The sequence below is a fragment of the Streptomyces sp. NPDC057002 genome, assembly GCF_042673825.1.
Taxonomy (GTDB): Bacteria; Actinomycetota; Actinomycetes; order Streptomycetales; family Streptomycetaceae; genus Streptomyces.
Genome location: NZ_JBHURZ010000001.1, coordinates 354,784 through 376,286, shown reverse-complemented (window position 1 = coordinate 376,286; position 21,503 = coordinate 354,784). Strand labels below are relative to the sequence as shown.

The following is a 21,503-nucleotide window of genomic DNA, read 5'->3' as shown; positions in this document are numbered from 1 at the left end:
ATTCCCCGCGGGAGCGCGGCGTGCATCCGGAGGGCGTGGATCAGGCCCTGGGAGACCCTTGCCCCCGTTCGGACGCCCACCGATGTCGCGGCGCCGCACCCCGGGCGACGGTGGAGACACGTGTCCCCTCCGAATGACAGGAGCTCTCCCATGCGCACACGTGTGACCGCCGCGTTCGGCCTGGCCTGCGCCGCCCTGCTGGCCTGTGCCGGCACGGCCAGCGCCGACGCGGAGGCCGAGGCCATCGCCGTAGGCAGCCCCGGCTTCCTTTCCGGCAACGTCGTACAGATCCCCATCGACATCGATGCCAATATCTGCGGCAACTCGGTCAACTTCATCGGCGCGTTCAACCCCGCCATCGGCAACAAGTGCTCGATCAAGGACTGATCCACCGGTCGTACGGCCCGCCGGGGGGGGGGGGGGGGGGCGCCCCCCCCCCCGCCCGCGCCCCCCCCCGCCGGCCGCCGTCAGGGCCCGTTCTCCCGACCGGGCGCGAGCACGAGCATCGTGACGTCGTCCCGTACGTCCGGGCAGTGCCGGACGAGGTCGGCCCACACCCGCTCGGCCAGGGCGGCCGGCTCCTCCTCGGCGAAGCCCGGCAGCCGCTCCGCCAGCGGGTAGAACACCCCGTCGGCGTCCCTGGCCTCGGTGACCCCGTCGGACGCGAGAAAGAGCCGGTCACCGGCGCGCAGCCGAACCGAGACGACCCGGGGCGCAGTCGCCTCGGCGAGGCCGAGACCGAGCGGTGTGCACGGCTCGATGTCCAGCTCGACGGCGCGCCCGTCGCGAAGAAGCAGCGGGCCGGACTGCCCGCACGCCACGATCCGCACCACACTCGCGTCGGCGGAGAAGCCGAGCAGCACCGCCGTCGCGAACAACTCGGCGTGCGGCTCGCCCGCCGAGTCCGTCACCAGCCTCCGGTCGAGCCGGGCCGCCACCGCCTCCGGATCCGGCTGGTCCAGCACCGCCTCCCGGAAGGCCCCCAGCAGCGACGCGACCGTGGCGACGGCGGAAAGACCGTGTCCCTGGACATCGCCCATGACCGCCCGTACGCCGTAGGGGCCCGCCCGTACGTCGAAGAAGTCGCCCCCGACCAGCGTCCCGCTCTGCGCGGCCCGGTACAGCCCCGCGCACCGCACCGGCCCGACCCGCTCCCGCAGCGGCGGCACGACGGCCTGCTGCGCGGCCTCGGCGACGGCCCGTTCGGTGACCAGCTGGGCGTCACGCCGGCTGCGGACGAACGACAGCAGCACGCTCAGCACCGCCACGAAGCACACGGTCAGTAAATCGGTGCTGCCGGGGTCATTGAGGCTGAAGACCGGGATGGTCAGCACGACCACCACCAGCGCCCCCAGCACCGCCGTCGCCGCCGGTCCGTGCGCGAGCACGGCCAGTGGCGGAATGGCGCCCAGCAGGAAGCCGATGTCGAGCGGCTCCGGACTGATCAGCTCCGCCGCGCACACGCCCGCCAGCAGCGCGGACGGCAGCACCCGCGCCCAGCCCGGCGGGGGCGCGCCGCGCAGCCAGCCGCGCCGGTCCCGGTCCCGGCGCGGCAGCCGGTCGCGCACACTGCTCACACCACCACGCTGCTACGCCCGACCGGGCGCCGCACGCCGACACCGGCGCCGGCCAGACGGGCTGGAGCGTCGGCCGGGCGCAGTCGTCGGTCAGGCCGGAGGGCCCCTCGAGCCGGGCCGGGAATTCGATGGACGGTCCGTCGGCGGCCCCGTAGTCTGTGGCGCGCCACGCCCCGAGACCCGTGGAAGGAGGGCAGAACCGTGCAGTTCACACCGTTCCAGCGCTCCCTTGCCCTCGTCCCCGGCGTGTCTCGACCGACCTGACCGGGAGCGCTCCTCGCAGCATGCTTCCCGGAGGAAGTCCATGACCGACGTGGTCATCCGCGCGCTCGACGCGAGCGCCGCCGATCTCTTCGACACCCTGCCCGACCCGCTGGGCGCCCGCGAGGGCCACCGGCTGACCCGGCACCGCCCCGACTGGAAACGGGTGGCCCTGCGCGACGGCAGGGTCGTCGCCCGCGGTGCCTGGTGGGGCGGCCCCGACGACACCGAGCCCGTCAACCTCAACTGGTTCGACGTGGCGGAAGGCGAGGAGGAAGCGGGCGCCGCACTCCTGCGCTCCGCGCCCTGGCAGGTGGAACTCGAACTGAACCTCCCCGCCGGGTGGCGCGACGTCCCCGCCCTGCGCACCGCCGCCGAGACCCGCTTCACCGCCGCGCGCAAGGCCGGCTACGACCTCCTGGTCGAACGCCTGCTGTACCGGTGGACCCCCGAGCACGGCCTGCCCGGACGGCCCGGGCGCCTGGTGTTCCGCGCCGAACCGGACGACGCCGTGTTCTTCGACGCGCTGCGCCGGATCCACTCCGCCACCCTGGACGTCCACGCGCTGAGGGCCATCGAGGAGGGCGGACTCGACCGGGCGGCGCAGGAGGAACTCGACTTCTTCCACTGGTGCCCCTCGCCACGCGAGTGGTGGCAGGTCGCGTACACACCGCGGGGCGAGCCGGCCGGCATCCACATCCCGGCCCACAACCCGTCGGGTCCGTGCATCGGCTTCATCGGGGTCCTGCCCGAACAGCGCGGCCACGGCTACGCCTACGACCTCCTGGCCGAGTGCACCCACTTCCTGGTCGAAGAGGGCGCGGAGTTCGTCGCCGCCGCCACGGACCAGGGCAACTTCCCCATGGCGGCGAATTTCGCGAGGGCCGGTTTCCCGGTGGTCAGGGAGCGGCTCAACTTTCAACTTCTGCGGGCAGAGACCGGAAGGTGACAACCTGTCGGATGCGGCTCGCTCACGCTGAGACGTACCGGAACTCCGGGCCGTAGGTTTGGCCGGTGCCGCCGGGCAGTGGACGGTCCATCAGAGTCGGAGCGCTCTGCTGGAGGCTGAACATCTGGCCCACGGCCTTGTTCAGCAGCTCTTTGGCCTTCGCCGGCAGATCTGCCTGCCAGGCGGCTTCCAGGAGCCGCAGCATCTCGCTGTAGGCAAGGTTGCACTCGTCGAGGAGTCGTCTCGTGTCGGCGTCGGGCGCCGACGCGCCCGTCGTTCCCCAGCCCCCGGACGGCACGGTGGCCATGGGACGGCAGTTGGGCATGGGAATCTGGTCGCCGACGAACTCCCACCGGTCCGGGTTCACGGCCGTCCTGACGAGCTTGCGGCCGTGGTAGATCTCGCGGAAGACATAGAAGTGGGCCAACTCGCCGGCGTCTCCGGGGTGGGGATTCTCCGGTGACGCCGAGGTGCCCTCGCCCTGTTCCTTGATCACGGCGATGGCTGCCTCGGCGTCCGCGAGGGATCGGATGGCCACAATGCTGTTGCCCTGGCCGTGGTGTGCCATGTTCCTGGTCAGCTGGTGAGCACCGGTGATCAGCTCCGGATGCTCCCTGAACGCTGCCAGGACGGCGCTGTAGAAGGCCCCGATCGAGGTGTCCGTCGCGGCTTTCGCGATCGGGTGGTCGGGTTCCTCGATGCGCGCGTACATGTCCAGCGAACTCTTGGTCAGGCCTCTCAGGGAGACGGTCAGGTCCGGTCGGACACCGCCGGGCAGCGGTCCCGGGTACGTCGGAACCGTCCTCTCCTCCGCGAGGCGGGGGACGCCGTCGATGGTGGTCAGGAGATTGCCGGCAAGGCCCATATGCGACATTTCGTCAAAGACGATCTCCCGAATGGCGTTGAAGACGCCCTCATCGTGGACCGGGTCCTTGATCGACCACAGACCGCACAAGTAGGGCGGGAGTGTGGCGAGTTCCAGGAGGACGGCTTGCTGCAAAGCTTCCCGCAACCACGCCGCATCGCGTCGCTCGACGGGCTCTTGCATCAATTGGACGATCCTGTTGCTCCGGTAGTCGACAAGCGCAGTCACGGAAGGCCCCTTTCGTGCGCTGTTCAAGCATCTCGGCGAAAGCCCTTTTCATCGTATGTCGCACAGCCGCACGTGCCTCGCTGAAGCGCAACTCCACGGGTGGCGCACATCGGCATGCAGGTGCACGCTGAAACGGGGGATGCAAGTCTGTGAAAGCCCTCCGGTGGATTATTGAGGAGGGAATCAAAAATGGCCGAGATTTCATGAAGGCTCAACAAAGCGACCCCAGTTCGCTTATGGAAAGGGCCGCGAGGTGCAATTCGACCGTCCCCTTCGAGGGTTACAGCCGCGAGGACGGGAACATCCCGGGGAACATCGTGGTGGTGGTGTCCGACGATCCGTCTACTCGTTCGCCAAGTCCGACATCATGGAACGGGAGCAGCTCGGCGAGGACCGCGTCTGGGTGTGGGTGAGGGCAGGAGCAACAGCCTTCCGGATGAGCCGGATACGCGCCGGCGAACCCCAGGATCCCTTCATGGTCGCCATGGAGAACATCGCACCGCCGACCTCCCCCCCCCACCTGGCAGGGGAGCCGACCGCCGCGAGCGGATCGGTGACCGCCGAGCAGATGGAGCACATTGCCCCTCCGCCGACCGAGGAACTGGAGGGCGCCCCGGTGCGCACGAGTCATACACCGATGCACCACACGGGATGGTGGGTCGTATACCAGCTCAACGAATCGGTCTACTGGGGCGGCCACGTGCTGCTGCTGGACACCGACACGTGGAGGTACTATGGATCCGGATATTACGGCACCTGGAACCAGTACCTCTACCAGTGGTGAACTGTTACAAGCCGACTCCGTAGCGGTTCGGAGCGTCGGCCGGAATGCCGCTCGACGCGCTGTCGCGCGAGGTGCAGGTAATGAGTAATTCTCCGGTGACTTCTCTGGCAGCTTGTTCGTCCGAACCTGGTCGGCTCGATCTCTTCTTCGGTGTCCAGGACGGCAGCGTTTGGCACAAGGTGTTCGACGGTTCGTGGCGAACCCGGCAGCCGCTCGGCCGTCCCTGGCCGGCCTCGGGGTCCTCTCACGGCGACTGGCTGTCCGCGGTGTCCACGGCCGACGGCCGGATCGAGTTGTTCGCCCTCGACGACGGACGTCATGTGTGGCGCCGGCGCCTGGCGGACGGTTGCTGGGAGGACGACTGGTCCTATCTCGGGCCGCTCGCCGGAGACACCCCGGTCGACAGCTTCACGGTGGTGGCGGCGGCCGAACCGGAGGATCTGCGCCTGGTCTTCGGTCGGAGCGAGCCCGGCGGTGAGACGGCCGGTCTCCTGGTAGCCGGTGAGGAAGCCGCGTGGCACTCCGCCCTGGGCAGCGCACGACGCTTGCAGGCCGTCGCCGTGGCGCCCGGCGAGTTCGACCTCTACCTGGCTGATGTCCTAGGTCAGCGGTACCTGCGGCAGCGTTTCTCGGGCGGTCGGCCCACGGAGCGGGCGGATCTGGGCCGGCCGCCCGAGGAAAGCATTTCGACCGGTTTCGCGGTGGCGGGCCGGGACTTCTTCGCCGCGGGCCAGGAGGGACTGTGGCACCGGGGGCCGGAAGACCCGCCGGTGTGGGAGAACCTGGGCGGCGACCTCACGGCGAGCGCCGGCGCCTCCCCCCAGGTCACCGCGGTGTCCCGGGGCGGCGTCACCGACGTGTTCGCCCTCTGGGCGGGTACGGCGGTGCTGCACCGCTCCCTCGGCCATGCCCGTTCGGGATGGCGGCTCGTCGACGTGTGGGACGCGGGCACGGACGGACACCGGGTGCTGCGCCCGCAGGACCTGGTGACCCTGACGGTGCGCGGTGCCGGCCTGAGCAAGCGCGTACGGCCGGACGGTGAGGTCGAGTTGGCGGCCGGCGGCACCGGGGGACTGCTGATCGTGGACTTCCCGCCGCAGCACATCGCCGAGTCCGCGCTTGGCTCGGGGACGTCGCGCCAGGCCTACCTGGCCGGCTCCTCGCGCCTGTGCTTCGCCCTCCGCCAGGGGAAGGTGGTCCTCTCCGCCGAGGGACTGCTCGACGCCATGCAGCGGCTGACGCTGGTCACCGACCCGGCCTTCACCGGGCAGGAGGTGAGCAGGATCGAGCTGCCGTGGCGGCTGCTGTCGGCGCTTCGGCAAGGCACCACGTGCGTGCACCGGACGAAGCCCGCTACGGGTGCTGCTGGTGTCACCGAACTGTGGCACAGCAGACTCATCGCGGAGGGCTCCGGACCCTTGGTCCTACGGCCCCGCGCGGCAGTGCCCGAGCCGACCGGTGGCGCCCCGGACACCCCGCTGCACGGATGGGTGGAGCAGATCGCGGCCGCGGGGGCCGGGAACCCCGGCCGGCCCGTCGAGGTCGATCAGCTGATGCTGAGCGCGTACGGCGCCTGGTTCGCCGCGTCCGGGCGCTGGCCCGAACTGTCGTGGAGTCATGGGGCGGCGATGGGCCGGGACTACCACGTCGAGATAGTCAAACAGGGCACCCTGTTCCCCTTCGGGCACCGTGCCGCGTACGTGCGGCTGGTGGAACGGCGCTTCGAACAGGGCGGGGAGCCCCTCGCGGCCCTGCGCAAACGGGAGCTCCTGGTGGTCACCGAGCCGGGTCGGCCGTACGGCATCGGGGGCGGCGGCCGCCACGAGCGGGCGTTCCCCTTCCAGTACGTCACGCTCGACCCGACGCGGGTCACCGAGCTGGACACGCCGTCCTGGATCGGGGGGTGGGGCTTCTGGCCGACCCAGGAGGGCACCGACGTCCGGTTCACGGCCATGGCCGACGCAGGGGCGGAGACCGTCTCGCTGCGGCTGCCGCTGCTGTTCGTCGGGGCCACCGGGAGCGGTGGGCCCAGCGCCGCGACGCTGGACGCCGAGTACGCGGCAGGCCCGCGGGCAGCCGGACAGCGCGCCATGGGACGTCCCACCGCGGAGGTCGGCCGGCGCATACCCCTCGCCATGCGGACGGCGACCGAGGCGCTGCCGGGCGCGGTGCAGGAGGTGCAGTCCATGGCCTTCGGAGGGGTCGGTGTGCCGCCCGGCCCGGGCGGGGTGGGTTTCTACCCGACGGTGACCCAGTTGGCGGTCGGACTGCCGGCGGTGCGACAGTTGATCGGTCCCATACCACCGGTTCCGGCGAAGTTCTCTCGCCCGTTCCTCGAGGCGTCGCCCGGTTCCACGCCGCCCGACGCCATACTCGACCTGCTGGAAGCCAAGAGGCTGGACTTCGGCTCGGCGGGCGAACGCGCGGGTCTCCTGGCGGCACCCAAGATGACGGTCAATCAGGTCTCCCGGGAACTGGGCCCCGTTGTCGGCGGCGCGATCGTCAACCCACGGGATCTGTTCGACCAGGACGCCACGCTGTTCGGAATCGTCCCCCTGCGTGACGTCATCGACCGGGTCACGGGCAAACCGAAGATCGTGTGGAGCCGGTCGGGCGGCACCGCGTCCGCGACGCTGACCTGGTCCGAGGGACTGAGCCGGGACGTCGCGCCGTTCTACCACAGCCTGAATTCCTCGATCCTGCTGACGGTGGAGTCCCAGCTCGTCGCGGGGCGTCCTGTATCGCATACCACCGGCCGGATCAGCGACTTCTCCCTGGAGATTCCCTCGAGGCAGTCGGCGCTGGTGAAGCTGACCTTCCGGACGGTGCAGTTCACGGCTGACTCGGGTGACCGGCCGCGCCTGACGTGCGACCTCGCCGCGGCCGAACTCGGCGGGGACCTGAAGTTCCTCCAGACCATCGCGAAGGACGTCCTGAAGTCCCTGGGCGGCGGCCCCAGGATCGAGGCGTCCAGCACCGAGATCAGGTCGACATACTCCGTCTGTGTCCCGAAAGTCCCGCTGCTCGTCTTCACGGCCCAGAACCTCTTGATCCAGTCCGGCGTCACCCTGCCGCTGACCGGCCAACCGGTCACCATCGACTTCGCCTTCGGTACCCGGGAACGTCCCTTCCTGGTGACGGTCGCCGGATTCGGCGGTGGTGGCTATCTGGAGCTCGGGATGAGCGCCGGAGGGAGCGGGGCGGGCCTGCGGCGGTTCGTCGGCGGCATCGAGTTCGGCGCCGCCCTGGCCATGGACTTCGGTATCGCGTCGGGGGAAGTGCATGTCTTCGGCGGCGTCGTCTGCGCCCTGCAGAACGGCAAGACGGACATCACCGGCTATCTGCGGGTCGGCGGCAGCGTGCGGGTGCTCGGGCTCATCGGCGTCTCGATCGAACTGACGATGTCCCTCACCTACCACGCGGACACCAACGAACTGAGTGGATCGGCCCGCCTGGTCATCACCGTGGACCTCACCTTCTGGTCCACGTCGGTGACCCTGTCGTGCCATAAGCGCTTCAAGGCGGACCTTCTTCTCGCCGGGGCGGACACCGGCCTCACCGGGCCCGCGGACGGGCTTCCGGCCGTGGCGCCTCCGGGGGCGTCGGTCGAGACGGCGCTCGGACAGCAGGGATCGCACTACCCCTGGCGGGACTACTGCCGGGCCTTCACAGGGACGTGAGTCATGGCGGAGCCCCTTCGGCGACAGTTCACCTGGACCGTCCTTCCGGCCGGCCGCATCGGCCCGGTCCCCGGCCAGCCGACACCGATGGCGATGTTCGCGGTGCTGCTGACCCCACGGCTGCTGGGACCGCCGGGACCACGGCTCACCGTCGGGGACTTCGGCATGCAGAGCTGGCCGGAACGCCTCAAGATCCTGGACTTCAAGGCGCTCCGCGCCACACAGCCACTGCCCGCCGCACCACTGCGCGTGCCCCACACCAGCCTCGACGGACAGGAGACCCGGTTCACCCCTGCCGAGCGGCAACGCGCCTGGCAGGCACTGTTCCCGGCCGGAACCCTGGTGACGCCGCACCGGTCCGAGTCCTACCAGGACCGCTCCCGTGTGGAGTTCCCGGCTTCCGAGGCGGGAAGCGAGATCCGCACCGTGTACACGGCTACCGCCCTCGCCCACCTCACCCACGGTGAGGCCACACCGGAGGCCGAGGGAGAGCTGCGGCGTGCCCTCGGGCAGATCACCCAGCGATGGCAGACCGGAGCACGGCCGCGCGCGGACCGCCGGGAGACCGAACAGACCGCGCTGGAACGCGCGTACGCCTTCTACCACCGTGACAGCTCCACGTTCACCCCGCTGACCCAGGAACCCGAGGCCGTGGAGCCCGAGTTCCACGACACCGTGGCACGCCTCGCCGACCACCCGTTCCTCCTCCGGGCGCTCGGCCTGCTGATCGACATGGCCGTGCCCGAGTCCGCGCTGGCAGGCACGGCTGCGGCCGCCGAACTGAGCGTCGTGCCGCGGTGGCCCGTGAACGATCCCGACCCGCCCGCCCACTGGCGTGACGCCGAGCACCGGGACCTCGCGCCGAGAACGGCCTACACGATCACCGGCAAGCGTTTCCTCCCGGCGTCCGGCACCGGCCCGGTATCGACCCCGTTCGCCCAGGGGCTGCTCCCGCTGGCCGGCACGAGCGTGGCACCGTCCGGCAACCCGCGGTTCGAGCTGATGCCCTTCGACGTCGACGGAGCCGCGCTGCGACTGGTCGGCGCGGCCGGGGCGGACAGTGGCGGCGACTCCGGCGACTCCGGCGACGCGGTGCCGCCCGGCGCCCTGCCCGCGCTCCGCACGGCCGGAATCGCCCTCGTCGAGCGCGACCGCGGGCAGCAGCACGCCAAACAACTCCAGCGGGCGGCCCGGCGCGCGACCCCCGAGGGCCTTCTCTCGGCCCCGCTGACCGCGGACTCCCTCCTCGGCGGATACCGGGTGGAAGTCTGGGACGAGACGGCCGGACAGTGGTTCTCGCTCTGCCGACGCAGGGTCGCCTACACCGTCGGCGGCGTACCCGTCGGAGACGGACCGAACGGCCTGCTGGAGGAGGGGTGGGTCCGCCCCGGCCCCGTCGCGACCGGAGCAGGCGCCACGGACGCGCTGTACCTGCACCAGACGGTCGCACGGTGGGACGGCTGGAGCCAGGTCGCGGAACGCCCCGACAGAGTCGTCGACACCGGTGACGCGGCCTTGACCACGTCCGCCCCGCCACCGTTCGAGGCGGTCGTCGATTGCGATCCGGGATCGTTGCCCTGGCTGCGCTTCGGCCGTGTCTACCGGCTGCGGGTGAGGATCGCCGACCTCGCGGGCGGAGGTCTGCGCGCCGCCGAGGCGGGAGCCGCCGAGCAGCGCACCGAACGGGTCATCTATCACCGGTACGAGCCGCTGCCGCCGCCCGAGATCCTGCCCACGCGCGCCTTCACCCACGGCGAGGGCCAGGACCGGCTGGTCATCCGCAGTGACCGGGGCACCTCGGTGGCGGATTACGCCGTCGCCCACGGCTACCGTGCCTTCGACGTCCGCCACCTGCTGGCCCCGAAGTGCTCGCTCGAACTGGCGATCCGGCATGACGGCCTGTTCGATCCGGCCATGGGCCCCGACGCCCCCATGTCCGAGGTCGACGGGTTCTTCGAGATCGCCAAGCGGACCGACCGCCAGCTCCTGGACATTCCCGGAGCGCAGGTGGTGGGCACCGCGGGCGGATCCGAGCCTCCCTATGTCGTGCTCCCCGAGGCCGCACCAGTAGTGCCGTGGGCGGCGGACCCGGCGGCGGACCACATCGTCCTCAACACACGCCCCCGGCCCATCGACCCCGACACCGGCAACCCCGGAACCGTGGAAGGCGAGAACCTGCCCGTCTTCGCCGAGTGGCAGGACCCCTGGCCCGCGCTCCGGCCGATCAGCCTGCGCCTGGTGGCCGCCCAGGCGGGCTGCACCCTCGGCAAGTCCGCCGACGAACGCACCTTCACGGTGGCGCTGGGGCCGGCCCAGCAGGTGACGATCGACGTCCCCTCGTGTCCGGTGGACCGCGACGTCCGGCTGTTCGGCATCGCGCGCTGGATGGGCATCGATCCGGAGGACAAGGAGGACCCCGGGTTCCAGCAGATCATCAACGGGAAGAACCGCCTGATCACACCGCCGCGGACCATCACGCTCGTACACGCCGTGCAACGGCCCCTGTCCGACCCCAAGGGCCGGCTGACGGCGCAGCGGCAGCAGGGCAGCACCGCCGCCCTGCTGAGGACCGGCGAACTGAAGATCGACATCCCGAGCACCGGCCGTATCGACATACGCGCCGAGTGGTCCGACCGGGGTGATGTGCCACCGGACCGCCCCGCTACCCGGCACACCGCGCACGTGGGCTCCTACACCGTCGAGCACGACATCCCCTCCGAGGCGATTCCCCCGGTCCGGCAGGAGTTCGGCGACACGCGGCATCACCGGGTCACCTACTCGGTGACGGCCGTCTCCCGCTTTCAGGACTGCTTCCCGCGCCCCGAGGAGTGCCTGGCCACCGGTGTCCTGCAGCAGCCCACCGATGTCCCCAGCACGGTGCGGCCACCGGTGCCGAAGCTGCTCTACACCGTCCCGGCCTTCCGCTGGACGGAGAGCACCGACGGGCCGTCGGCCGTCCGCTGGCGACAGGGCGGTGGCCTGCGGGTCTTCCTCGATCCTCCCTGGTTCGACACCGGCGACGAGGAGGCACTCGCCGTGCTGACCTGGCCCACTCCCGAGCTCCAGCCCCCGGGCCTGCGCCAGCTCAGCCTGGCCGGGCGCGACCCGATCCGCGAAACCGGGGCACCGCCCGGTGTCCTCGGCGAGAACCACGTCGTCGCCCCGGCCCGTACGCGGGCGCAGCTGCCCGAACTGGGCCGCACCGTGGGCGTGGCCGCGTATCCGATCCGCTTCGACGACCAGAGCGACCGCCGGTACGCCGACATCGACCTGTCTCCCGTGGTCTCCTCCTCCTACTTCCCCTTCGTGCAGCTCGCCCTGGCCCGCTACCAGCCGTACACCACGACCGGTGTGCCTTCCCTGTCCCCGGCCGTCCGGACGGAGCCGGTCCAGCTTCCACCGCACCGGCGCCTGGTCGTGACCCGGACCGGTGGCCAGGCGGCCGTCCTGGTCGAGGGGCTAGGGCCGGGGGACTCCGCGCCCAATGTCATCAAGACCGAGTTGCAGATCCTCCATCCCACCGGATCCACCGGCTGGACCACCCTGTTCAGGGCGACCTCCCGGCTCGGCCGGCAGCACCTCCTGGACATCCCCGCGGGCGTGCCGGGAAAGGCACGCGTCGTCGTCCAGGAATTCGAGACGCATCCTCCCGCGGGGAGCACTTCGGGTACGACGGCCGACAGCACGGGCCGGCTGGTCTACGCCGACATCGTGCCGCTGGACCAGGGATGAAATCCCGGCATCGCGCACAGAACTGAGAAGACAGGACGAGCCATGGCATTCGGAATGTTCCCCAAGGACCAGGAACAGCTCAGGCTGCTGCCGGGGGCGACGAGCGGCCTTGTCGAGTTCACCGTTCCCAAGACGGCGGGCAAGATGTTCCTCCGTATCGTCGCCGTCGGGTCCGGCTCCGAACCCTTGGGCGGTGCGGCGCCGGCCATCCAGCTCCGGGCGGGGTCGGGCGTCATCGCGACGGTTCCGGCGAAACCGGCCGAAGATGTGCCCATCCATGACGAGAACGAGGCCGTCGCCAAGGCGTCCTGGACCCGCGAAAGCAACGACGTCTTCAAGGTGAGCATAGCCATCAGCAAGAAGGCGGAGCGGAAGTGGAGGCTCAGAATAACGAACGAGGATGTCGAGGAACTGGGCTTCGTCTGGGTGACGTCGACCGACGAGGCGGAGACTCTTCAGCCGCGCATCTCGCCCGCGGAAAGGCGGAGATCGTTCGGAACGCAGGCCCTCTTCAACAAGCCGCTCCCGGTCATCACCGTGGTAGTCGCCAACATCGGTCCGGGAGCACTGAGAATCACCGATCCGCCCGACACGGACCTCGGCGGCGGCTTCAGCTTGATGGCACGGCCCAACAAGATCGATCCCAATCACGCAGATTCCCTCGTTTTCAAAGCGGAGCCCGTAACGCCCGGAACGCCGGAGGACGAGCTGAGCACCCAGTACGTCATCGGCACGGCCAGTGACAGCACGGCAGACGAGAGAACGATCACCCTGTCCCGTCGCGGGACGTCGCCGCCTCCGCCGGTGAACCCGAAACCCGCCAAGGACAGGAAGGACAACAAGGACAGCAAGGACCAAGAGATAGAGAAGGGGCCGGGCGTTCCCCCGGAATACACCGGTGTCGCCGGACCGGTCGACGTGGACTCCCTGTTCGGGGCCGGCGAGGAAAGCATGGCAAGCCAACGCGTCCAAATGAAGAAGACGTTCACGGCACTCGCCCACTTCATCCCGCCCGAACTGCGTCCGGACATGTCCGCGACCCCCCTCGCTCGGGAGGCGGAACCCGAGGCAGGACCGGACGATGCCGGCGAGGCCGAGGACAGGCAGCGAGAGGGCGGCTGACCGTCATGTGGCTGGTGATCGGCGATCCCGCGGACCGTGCCGCGGTCTGGGCCTGCGAGGGGCTGCGGAAGCGCGGCCTGGCACCGCTGGAACTCCTCACACCGGACGCGCTGATCCGCTCGGCACGGCAGGAACACCGGGTCGGGCACGACGGCACGAGCTTCCGCGTCCATCTCGACGACGGGAGGCCACTGGACAGCGGTGACATACGAGGCGTGCTCAACCGGATCGTCCGCGCACCGGTCCGCCCTCCGGTGCTGGTGACGCGGGCCGACAGCGACTACGCCGCGGACGAGCTGAACGCGCTGATGCTCAGCTGGCTCCTGTGCGTCGCCCCGGTCACGGTCAACCGGCCCTCTCCCGTGGGCTTCTGCGGGGCATGGCGCTCGACGGCGGAGTGGTCGGTCCTCGCGGCTCGGGCCGGGCTGCCCGTGCCGGTCCTCACCCTGTCCGGTCGCACCGGTGCGGCGCCGCAGGACCGACCGGCGACCCACTCCCTCGTGGTGTTCGAGGAACAGGTCTTCTGGGGTGAGCGCCAGCCGGATGCGCGGTGCCTGCACGAGGTCGTACCGGCCTGTGTCCGGCTGGCCCGTCTCGCCGATACGCAGCTACTGGGCGTAGGCCTCTGCCATGACGGCACATCGGTGTGCTTCACCGGGGCGACGCCCGTGCCCGACCTGCGGCTCGGGGGCGATGCACTCGTGGACGGGCTGCACCGGCACTTCGCCGGTGTGCCGGTGACGGCCGGATGATCGCCGTCTGCGGGATTCCCAGCGATCCCCCCACCGCGCTGGTGATCGCCGCCCTCGAACGCATGGGCTTCCCTCATGTCGTGCTGTACCAACGGCGGTTCGAGGAGACGTCTGTCGACCTCGAGATCTCCGGCGGGGAGATCCGGGGGCTGCTGTCCGGCGACCACGGGCATCCCTCCGTCGACTGCTCGGAGGTCACCGGCATTTACACCCGGCTCATGGACTGGCGCCTGCTGCCGGAGGTGCGCGACGGCTCCGACGAGGCGGCAGAGCGGTGCCGGGCCTGGCACGAGACCCTGAACGACTGGATCGAGATCGCGCCCGGTTGCGTCATGAACCGCGCCGCCGCCTCGGCATCCAACCGGTCGAAGCCCTACCAGTCCCAGCTGATCCGCCGGGCCGGGTTCTCGGTCCCGGAGACCCTGGTCACCAATGACCCGGATCTGGTGCGCGACTTCAGGGCACGGCACGGCCGGTTGATCTACAAGTCGATCAGCGCGGTGAGGTCCGTCGTCCGCGAACTCGACGACGAAGCGGCCCGACGGCTCCGCCTCATCCGTGGCTGCCCGGTCCAGTTCCAGCGTTATGTCCCGGGAACCAACGTGCGGGTGCACGTGGTCGCCCAGAACGTGTTCGCCACTCGGGTCGACACCGACCAGGTGGACTACCGGTACGTCCAGGAGGAGGGCGGCCGAACGGATTTCTTCGCCTGGGAGTTGCCCGGCGACCTGGCGGAGCGGTGCCGGGACCTGGTGAGCGGGCTCGGCCTCGCCCTCGCCGGTGTCGACCTGATCCTCACCGACGACGGAGAGGCGTACTGTCTGGAGGTCAATCCCAGTCCCGGGTTCAGCTGTTACGAGACCCGCACCGCCCAGCCGATCTCCCACGCCGTGGCGCTGGCCCTGCAACGGGGGTGAACCCGGACCCACCGGAGAACCGGAAGATCTTGCGCGACCGCCCGCTCAGACGGAGCCACCGTTCAGCAGGTCCTCGGCCGCTGTGAGGATCTCCGTGACACGGAGGCCGAACGCCGCGTCGCAGGCGTGCGGGCGGCCGGTGCGGGCCGCGGCGAGCAGGGCGTCCGCGGCCCGCATCAGGGCGGGGACCGCTCCGTCGGAGCTCTCCGGCAGGACCGCGACCCCGGCCTCTCCCCTCAACTCCAGTGCGGCACCGGCCGCCGCGGGCGGTGCCGTCAGGCTCAGGGTGAGGGTGCTCGACGCTCCGCCGGCGTGGTCGAGGACGACATGCGCCGTGTCCCCGGGACCGTACGCGGCGGCCGTCACGCGCCGTACGTCGCCCAGCACCGGCAGCAGCACGGACAGGGCGTGCGGCCCCACGTCCCACAGGGCGCCCTTCTCCCGCCGCCACGGTGTCGCGAAGGGGCTCTCGCTGGTGAACACGGCCCCGAGCCACTGCGCCCACCCCGTGAACCAGCCCGGCACTCCCGCCTGCTCGGTGATCCACGCCTGAGGCCCGGGCTGGAAGCGGATCGTGAAGAACACGACCGAGGCGACCCCCGCCTCCTCGACGGCCTCGACCACGGCCCGCCCCTGCTCCACCGTCGGCGCGAGAGGCTTGTCGAGCAGCAGATGGCACCCGGCCCGGGCCGCACGCGCGGCCAGCTCGGCCTGCACCTGCGGAGGCAGCGCCACGGCGACCGCCTCCACGTCGGCGAACAGCTCGTCGACGTCGTCGTACACTGGCACGCCGTGCCGCTCGGCCAACTCCTTCGCGGCCTCGGGGCGGCGGCCCCACACCCCGGCGAAGTCCAGCTCCTCGTGCCCGCTCAGTGCGGGCGCGTGAGCCATCTGCGCCCACGGTCCGGTGCCCAGCAGTCCTATCCGCATGCCGCCGCCTCTCTACGGTGCCGAAACGTCGGCGAAAACAAGAACGGAAAGAAAACAAGAACGGAAAACAAGAAAGGCAAGGAGAGATCTCCTTGCCACTCTCAACTTATAGCGCACAGGGGGCCTTGCGGCAAGGCCCCCCTGGTGCCGCAAACTGTCCGGCCTGAGCCCAGGACCTGCGGATACGGGAGCATGACGTGACCCCCCTGACCACCACCGCGTTCGATCTTCCCGACCGCCTCTCCCACAAGGCCGACCCTGCGCTGATCGCCGGAGACGAGCGGCACTTCGCGGCCATCGCCGAGTGCCTCGAGCAGTCGATCGCCGAGCTGTCCGTCCGACTGGCGGCCGAGCGCAAGGCGCCCGGCGGCAATGGCCGGCAGGCGATGGACAGAGATGCGGAGATCTACCGGCTGACCACCCGCCTGCGCGCACTGCGCCGCTTCGGACTGGACCTGTGCCTCGGGCACATGGTCGGTGCCGACGACTCCGAGCCCGTGTACGTGGGACGACTCGGCCTCACGGACAGCGAGGGGAGCCGGCTGCTGGTCGACTGGCGTTCCCCCGCCGCCGAGCCGTTCTTCGGAGCCACCCACGCCGACCCGATGGGCCTGGCGAGCCGCCGCAGGTACCGCTGGACCGGCGGCCGGATCAGCGACTACTGGGACGAGGTGTTCACCGCGGACGGGGTCTCCGGGCACGCCGCGCTCGACGACCAGTCCGCCTTCATCGCCAGCCTGGGCACGGACCGCTCGCCCCGGATGCGGGACGTGCTCGGCACCATCCAGACCGACCAGGACGCCATCATCCGCGCGGGTTCCCGCGGCGCCCTCGTCGTCGACGGCGGTCCGGGCACGGGCAAGACCGTCGTCGCGCTGCACCGCTCCGCCTACCTGCTCTACTCCGACCCCCGCCTCGGCCACCGCAAGGGCGGCGTGCTGTTCGTCGGCCCGCACCGGCCCTACCTGTCCTATGTCTCCGACGTCCTGCCCAGCCTCGGCGAGGAAGGCGTGCAGACCTGCATCCTGCGGGACCTCGTCACCGAGGGAGCCGCGGCGGGGGCCGAGGCCGACCCGGACGTGGCACGCCTGAAGGCGTCGGCGGACATGGTGAGGGCGATCGAGAAGGCCGTCCGGTTCTACGAGGAGCCGCCCGCCGAGGGAATGACGGTCACGACCCACTGGTCCGACATCCACCTCAGCGCCCAGGACTGGGCCGTGGCCTGCGAAGCGGCGGAACCCGGCACCCCGCACAACGAGGCACGCGACCAGGTCTGGGAGGAACTGCTCACGATCCTCCAGGACAAGCACGACGGCGACGTGCCGGCCGCCCTGCTCCGCAGATCACTGACGCAGAACCGGGAGCTGCTCACGGCCTTCAACCGCGCGTGGCCGCTGCTCGAACCGACCGACCTCGTGTCGGACCTGTGGTCGGTGCCCGCCTATCTGCGGATGTGTGCTCCGTGGCTCAGCCGGGACGAGGTCCGCGAGCTGCAGCGCGCCGACGCCCAGGCCTGGACGGTGTCCGACCTGCCGATCCTGGACGCCGCACGGCAGCGGCTCGGCGACCCGAAGACGGCCCGGCGCAAGCGCCGGAACAAGGCCATCCTCGCCGACCAGCGCGAGCACATGGCGCGGGTCGTCGACACCCTGATCGAGGCCACGGCCAACTCGGGCGCCGACGGTGACGAAGGCGAAGGCCTGGTGTCCATGCTGCGCGGCGAGGACGCCCAGGTCAGCCTGGTCAACGAGGACGAACTGGCCACCGTCGAACCGGACGTGCTCGCCGGCCCCTTCGCCCACATCGTCGTGGACGAGGCGCAGGAACTGACCGACGCGGAATGGCAGATGCTGCTGCTGCGCTGCCCGTCCCGGAGCTTCACCATCGTCGGGGACCGCGCCCAGGCCCGCCACGGCTTCACGGAGTCGTGGCGGGAACGGCTCGAACGGGTCGGGTTCGACCGGATCGACCTCGCCTCGCTGAGCATCAACTACCGCACGCCGGAGGAGATCATGACGGAGGCCGAGCCGGTCATCCGGGCCGTGCTCCCGGACGCCAACGTGCCGGCCTCCATCCGCAGCGGCGGCGTCCCCGTGGTCCACGCAGCCGCCGCCGAGCTGAACCCGATCCTCGACACCTGGCTGGCCGCCCATGCCGAGGGGATCGCCTGTGTCATCGGCGATCCCGCCTTCCGGCCCTCCTCCTCCCGCGTCCGCTCGCTGACCCCGGAGCTTTCGAAGGGGCTGGAGTTCGACCTGGTCGTCCTCGTCGACCCGGAGGACTTCGGCACCGGCGTCGAGGGAGCGGTCGACCGCTATGTCGCGATGACCCGGGCGACCCGGCAGCTCGTCGTCCTCACGAGCCCGCGAGCTCCTTCCGGATCCGGTCCAGCATGAACGCCGACGACTCCCGGGCCCGCTCCTCCCAGGCGAAGACACAGGACGTGGCGACACCGTCGAAGCCCAGCTCGCGCAGGGTGCCGAAGAAGGTGTCCCAGTCGACCTCGCCCTGACCGATGTCGAGGTGCTGATGGATCCGGGCGGGCGTGCCCGGCGGGTTGAGGATGTAGCGCAGACCGCTGGAGCCCTTGTGGTTGAAGGAGTCCGCGACATGCACGTGCTGGAGCTTGTCACCGGCGTAGCGCATCATCGCCGCGATGTCCGCCGTCGGGTCGGAGCCCGAGAGATGGAAGGTGTGCGGGGCGCAGTACAGGTAGTTCACCCACGGCTTGTTGATCGCGCGGACGAGATCGACGGCCGGGGTGTTCTCCTCGCAGAAGTCGTCCGGGTGGGCCTCCAGGTTCAGGGCGAGGCCCTCCCGCTCGAAGACCGGCAGCAACTCCTCCAGCGAACGCCAGAAGGCGGACTCGCTCTCGGCGGCGCGCTCGGGCCGGCCGTTGAACTCCGAGTTCATCAGCGGGCATTCGAGATCCACGGTGATCTCGATCATCCGCTTCCAGTAGCGGACGGCCGTCTGCCGCTCCGTCTCGTCCGGTGAGGACCACTTGTACAGCGGCAGCACCGAGGACAGCCGCACACCGTACCGGCGCAGCGACTCCTTCAGCTCCGCCACCCGCGCGTCGTCCGCCCGCGGGTGCAGGAAGAACGGCATGAAGTCCTCGCGGGGCGACAACTCGATGTATTCGTAGCCGAGTTCGGCGACCGTGCGCACCATCTCGTCGATCGGCAGGGCACGGAACATGTACGGGTCGAGGGCGATCTTCACGCGGTGCCTCCGTAGAACGCCGGGCGGGGCTTGATGTCGACGGTGACGATCTCTCCGGCACCGGTCTCCTGGGAGCGGACGGCGGCGTCGGAGATGACGGTGGCGGCGTAACCGTCCCAGGCGGACGGCCCGGTGGGCTCGGTGCCCGCCGCCACGGTGGCGACCCACTCGCGGAACTCGGTGTCGAAGGCCTCCGAGAACCGGTCCTTCCAGTCCTGCAGCACACCCGTGCCGTGCCGGGCCGCGGTGCGGATCCCGACGGCCGCCGGGTCGGGCAGCCGGACCAGGCCGTCCTCGCCCACGACCTCGCACTGGATGTCGTAGCCGTACTGGCAGTTGACGAAGACCTCCAGGTCGATACGGACTCCCTCACGGGTCTCGAAGATCATGATCTGCGGGTCCTTGAGGTGCCCGAACCGCTTGCTGGTGGCGCGCGGGGTGACCACCTGGGCGGAGACGATCTCGTCGTCGAGCAGCCAGCGCAGCACGTCGATCTCGTGCACGGCCGTGTCCTGGGCGGCCATCGCGGAGTGGTACGACTCCGGGACGGTCGGGTTGCGGTGGGCGCAGTGCACGATCAGCGGGGCCCCGAGCGAACCGGTCGACAGGACCTCCTTCATCTGGCGGTACCCGGCGTCGAAGCGGCGCATGAAGCCGACCTGCACCAGCCTGCGGCCGTGCGCCCGCTCGGCCTCGACGATCCGCAGACAGTCCTCCGCGGTCGTGGCCAGCGGCTTCTCGCAGAACACCGGCTTGCCGGCCGCGATCGCGTTCAGCACGTGCTCGGCGTGGGTCGGGCCCCACGAGGTGACGAGGACGGCGTCCACGTCGGGGGAGGCGACCAGCTCCGCGCCGGTGGGCAGAGCGGTGGCACCGAACCGGGCCGCCACCTCGGCGGCACGCTCGGTGTCGACGTCGGCCACCGCCGTGACGGTCGCCCCGGTGACGACCTCGGTGAGCCGCCGGGCGTGGTCCTGGCCGATCATTCCGGCGCCGATGACGCCTACACGTACGGTCATGGAGAACTCCTCGAAAGATGATCAGGAAAAGCGCGTCCGGAGCTCGGCCTCGAGCGATTCGAGGGTGCGGCCCTTGGTCTCGGGGACGTACAGCTTCACGAAGGCGAGGGACAGCAGGCCCGCCACCACGAACAGGAAGAAGGTGTTGGAGATCCCGATCCCGGAGACCAGGGACGGGAAGACGAGACCGATCACGAAGTTGGTCAGCCACAGCACCACGGCCGCGACACCCATGCCGAAGCCCCGCATCCGCATCGGGAAGATCTCCGACAGCATCAGCCAGGTCACCGGCGAGATCGCGCCCTGCTGGAAGGCGAGGAACGTGACCGTCATCGCGAGCACCGCGAACGCCCGCGGGTCGCCCGAGGGCAGTACCAGGGAGAACACGCCGATCAGCAACAGGGCCACGGTCGTGCCGATCTGGCCGGTCATCAGCATCGGCCGGCGGTTGACCCGGCCGAGCAGCCAGATGCCGCCGAAGGTGGCCAGCACCGAGATCACACCGTTGGCGATGTTCGCCGTCAGCGCGCTGTCGGCGGCGAAACCGGCGTCGGTGAGGATCTGCGTGCCGTAGTACATGATCGTGTTGACGCCGGTGATCTGCTGCACGATCGCGATGCCGAACCCGACGAACATCAGCTTCCGCACCCACGGCGTGCTCTTGATGTCGTGCCAGCCGCCGAGCTTCTCCCGCTCGTCCTTGACGGCGAGCGCGGAGACCTCCTTCAGCTCGGCCTCGGCCCGGGCCTGCGACCGCACCTGCTTGAGCACCTCGAGGGCCTCGCCGAAGCGGCTCCGGGAGGCCAGCCAGCGCGGGCTCTCCGGCATCACCAGCATGCCGAACCAGAGCACCACCGCGGGCAGTGTGGCGATGACCAGCATCCAGCGCCACACACCGCCGGACTCGCCGCCGACCTGCGCGATGATCGCGTTGGACGTGAACGCCAGCAGCTGACCGGAGACGATCATCAGCTCGTTGCGGGTGACGAGGGCGCCGCGCCGCTCGGCGGGCGACACCTCCGCGAGGTAGACCGGCACGGTCACCGAGGCACCGCCGACCGCGAGACCGAGCACGAAGCGCGCCACGATCATCACCTCGGTCGTCGGGGCGAGCGTGCAGCCGAGCGCGCCGACGAAGAACAGCACGGCCAGCAGCAGGATGTTGCGCCGCCTTCCGCGCGCGTCCGACATCCGGCCGCCGGCCACCGCGCCCAGCGCGGCACCCAGCAGCAGCGAGCTGGTGACCATGCCCTCGGTGACCGGGGTCAGGCCGAGGTCGTCGGTCATATAGGGCAGGGCGCCGTTGATGACGCCCGTGTCGTAGCCGAAGAGCAGACCACCGAACGTTGCGATGATCGTGATCAGCCGAAGCCGCCGCTTGACCGCCGGAGGAGCGTCGTCCACGACGGCGGTGGCAGGGGCTGGGTCGGAGGCCGGTGTCGTGTCGTCCCTGAGGTCCATG

15 protein-coding genes are annotated in these 21,503 nt (G+C 70.4%); 9 read left to right on the top strand and 6 right to left on the bottom strand.

Annotated elements, in window-relative coordinates; translation table 11 throughout:
- Positions 1-150 precede the first annotated feature (150 nt).
- Positions 151-387 carry a chaplin gene (locus tag ACFT32_RS01705; protein WP_382484577.1) on the top strand — a complete coding sequence of 79 codons (237 nt, stop codon included), beginning with the start codon at positions 151-153 and terminating at the stop codon, positions 385-387.
- Between the two features lie 80 nt (positions 388-467).
- On the opposite strand, the gene ACFT32_RS01700 is transcribed toward ACFT32_RS01705, so the two are convergent.
- Entirely contained in the window at positions 468-1,577 is a 1,110-nt protein-coding gene (locus ACFT32_RS01700) for a PP2C family protein-serine/threonine phosphatase (RefSeq protein ID WP_382484574.1), read from the bottom strand.
- A 304-nt stretch (positions 1,578-1,881) separates the two neighbouring features.
- On the opposite strand from ACFT32_RS01700, the gene ACFT32_RS01695 reads away from it, so the two are divergent.
- Complete coding sequence (locus tag ACFT32_RS01695) at positions 1,882-2,787, top strand: GNAT family N-acetyltransferase (RefSeq protein ID WP_382484572.1); 906 nt, start codon at positions 1,882-1,884, stop codon at positions 2,785-2,787.
- Between the two features lie 22 nt (positions 2,788-2,809).
- Here ACFT32_RS01695 and ACFT32_RS01690 read toward each other — a convergent pair whose 3' ends face one another.
- Positions 2,810-3,880, bottom strand: a complete 1,071-nt coding sequence (locus tag ACFT32_RS01690) for a ferritin-like protein (RefSeq protein ID WP_382484571.1) — start codon at positions 3,878-3,880, stop codon at positions 2,810-2,812.
- Between the two features lie 367 nt (positions 3,881-4,247).
- Between ACFT32_RS01690 and ACFT32_RS01685 the strand changes: the two genes are divergently transcribed.
- From ACFT32_RS01685 to ACFT32_RS01660, 6 genes are all read left to right on the top strand, one after another.
- Positions 4,248-4,664 (top strand): hypothetical protein, encoded by a 417-nt coding sequence (locus ACFT32_RS01685; RefSeq protein WP_382484569.1) that lies wholly within the window; start codon positions 4,248-4,250, stop codon positions 4,662-4,664.
- A gap of 266 nt (positions 4,665-4,930) precedes the next feature.
- Positions 4,931-8,344, top strand: coding sequence for a hypothetical protein (locus ACFT32_RS01680; RefSeq protein WP_382484566.1), 3,414 nt, complete (start codon positions 4,931-4,933; stop codon positions 8,342-8,344).
- 3 nt (positions 8,345-8,347) lie between these two features.
- Positions 8,348-12,076: a hypothetical protein gene (locus ACFT32_RS01675; protein WP_382484563.1), complete on the top strand. Its 3,729-nt coding sequence runs from the start codon at positions 8,348-8,350 to the stop codon at positions 12,074-12,076.
- A 42-nt stretch (positions 12,077-12,118) separates the two neighbouring features.
- Positions 12,119-13,198: a hypothetical protein gene (locus ACFT32_RS01670; RefSeq protein ID WP_382484561.1), complete on the top strand. Its 1,080-nt coding sequence runs from the start codon at positions 12,119-12,121 to the stop codon at positions 13,196-13,198.
- A 5-nt stretch (positions 13,199-13,203) separates the two neighbouring features.
- Positions 13,204-13,950, top strand: coding sequence for a hypothetical protein (locus ACFT32_RS01665; protein ID WP_382484559.1), 747 nt, complete (start codon positions 13,204-13,206; stop codon positions 13,948-13,950).
- A complete protein-coding gene (locus ACFT32_RS01660) occupies positions 13,947-14,867 on the top strand; it encodes an ATP-grasp domain-containing protein (protein ID WP_382484557.1) in 921 nt (306 codons plus the stop codon). Before ACFT32_RS01665 ends, ACFT32_RS01660 begins: the two co-directional genes overlap by 4 nt.
- Positions 14,868-14,912: 45 nt before the next feature.
- Here the strand turns inward: ACFT32_RS01660 and ACFT32_RS01655 are convergent, their stop codons facing one another.
- A complete protein-coding gene (locus tag ACFT32_RS01655) occupies positions 14,913-15,797 on the bottom strand; it encodes a Gfo/Idh/MocA family protein (RefSeq protein ID WP_382484555.1) in 885 nt (294 codons plus the stop codon).
- 197 nt (positions 15,798-15,994) lie between these two features.
- Between ACFT32_RS01655 and helR the strand changes: the two genes are divergently transcribed.
- Positions 15,995-18,193, top strand: coding sequence for an RNA polymerase recycling motor ATPase HelR (gene helR / locus ACFT32_RS01650; RefSeq protein WP_382484552.1), 2,199 nt, complete (start codon positions 15,995-15,997; stop codon positions 18,191-18,193).
- Here the strand turns inward: helR and ACFT32_RS01645 are convergent.
- From ACFT32_RS01645 to ACFT32_RS01635, 3 genes are read right to left on the bottom strand one after another with little or no spacing between them, the layout of a single operon-like run.
- Positions 18,153-19,022 carry a sugar phosphate isomerase/epimerase family protein gene (locus ACFT32_RS01645; RefSeq protein WP_382484551.1) on the bottom strand — a complete coding sequence of 290 codons (870 nt, stop codon included), beginning with the start codon at positions 19,020-19,022 and terminating at the stop codon, positions 18,153-18,155. The genes helR and ACFT32_RS01645 overlap by 41 nt on opposite strands.
- Complete coding sequence (locus tag ACFT32_RS01640) at positions 19,019-20,041, bottom strand: Gfo/Idh/MocA family protein (RefSeq protein ID WP_382484549.1); 1,023 nt, start codon at positions 20,039-20,041, stop codon at positions 19,019-19,021. Before ACFT32_RS01640 ends, ACFT32_RS01645 begins: the two co-directional genes overlap by 4 nt.
- A 21-nt stretch (positions 20,042-20,062) precedes the next feature.
- A complete protein-coding gene (locus tag ACFT32_RS01635) occupies positions 20,063-21,502 on the bottom strand; it encodes a sugar porter family MFS transporter (protein WP_382484547.1) in 1,440 nt (479 codons plus the stop codon).
- Position 21,503 lies beyond the last annotated feature (1 nt).

Excerpts from the sequence above, each read along its gene's own strand:
- ACFT32_RS01655 (WP_382484555.1), bottom strand. The coding sequence starts at position 15,797 with ATGCGGATAGGACTGCTGGGCACCGGACCGTGGGCGCAGATGGCTCAC.
- ACFT32_RS01695 (WP_382484572.1), top strand. The coding sequence starts at position 1,882 with ATGACCGACGTGGTCATCCGCGCGCTCGACGCGAGCGCCGCCGATCTC.
- ACFT32_RS01705 (WP_382484577.1), top strand. The coding sequence starts at position 151 with ATGCGCACACGTGTGACCGCCGCGTTCGGCCTGGCCTGCGCCGCCCTG.
- ACFT32_RS01660 (WP_382484557.1), top strand. The coding sequence starts at position 13,947 with ATGATCGCCGTCTGCGGGATTCCCAGCGATCCCCCCACCGCGCTGGTG.
- ACFT32_RS01665 (WP_382484559.1), top strand. The coding sequence starts at position 13,204 with ATGTGGCTGGTGATCGGCGATCCCGCGGACCGTGCCGCGGTCTGGGCC.
- ACFT32_RS01635 (WP_382484547.1), bottom strand. The coding sequence starts at position 21,502 with ATGGACCTCAGGGACGACACGACACCGGCCTCCGACCCAGCCCCTGCC.
- ACFT32_RS01675 (WP_382484563.1), top strand. The coding sequence starts at position 8,348 with ATGGCGGAGCCCCTTCGGCGACAGTTCACCTGGACCGTCCTTCCGGCC.
- ACFT32_RS01640 (WP_382484549.1), bottom strand. The coding sequence starts at position 20,041 with ATGACCGTACGTGTAGGCGTCATCGGCGCCGGAATGATCGGCCAGGAC.
- ACFT32_RS01685 (WP_382484569.1), top strand. The coding sequence starts at position 4,248 with ATGGAACGGGAGCAGCTCGGCGAGGACCGCGTCTGGGTGTGGGTGAGG.
- ACFT32_RS01670 (WP_382484561.1), top strand. The coding sequence starts at position 12,119 with ATGGCATTCGGAATGTTCCCCAAGGACCAGGAACAGCTCAGGCTGCTG.